The organism is Faecalibacterium sp. DFI.5.82 (assembly GCF_029076575.1).
GTDB classification, from domain to species: Bacteria; Bacillota; Clostridia; order Oscillospirales; family Ruminococcaceae; genus Faecalibacterium; species Faecalibacterium duncaniae.
This window is the reverse complement of record NZ_JARFIS010000682.1, coordinates 1-303: the sequence shown is the minus strand read 5'-3', so window position 1 is coordinate 303 and position 303 is coordinate 1. Positions and strand designations below refer to the sequence as shown.

The window sequence follows — 303 nt, the reverse complement described above, 5'->3', positions numbered from 1 at the left end:
GGTGATCCGGGTGGTCACATTGTCCAGCGTGTTGGGCGTTTCCTGCGCCAGCAGGGCCCGGGCCTGTGCTGAGAGTGCCAGATGATACTTTTCGGCAACGGCAAGCGCCTGGGCGCAGGTGGAGGTCTCCGGCACCGCCGGGCCGCTGGCGATCATATCCAGCGGGTCCCCCAGAATGTCGCTCAGCAAGATGCTGAACACCTGCGCAGGGGCACAGCGCTGCGCGAACCGACCGCCCTTCACACCGGAAAGCCGCTTGCGGATGGTATTCATCTCCACACTGTCGGCCCCGCTGGCCAGCAG

At 65.7% G+C, this 303-nt stretch carries 1 protein-coding gene; it reads right to left on the bottom strand.

What is annotated here, in order from left to right; genetic code table 11:
- Window positions 1-303, bottom strand: a 303-nt coding sequence (locus tag P0G09_RS18435; RefSeq protein WP_275253399.1) for a DUF4147 domain-containing protein, incomplete at both ends; no start/stop codon positions are given.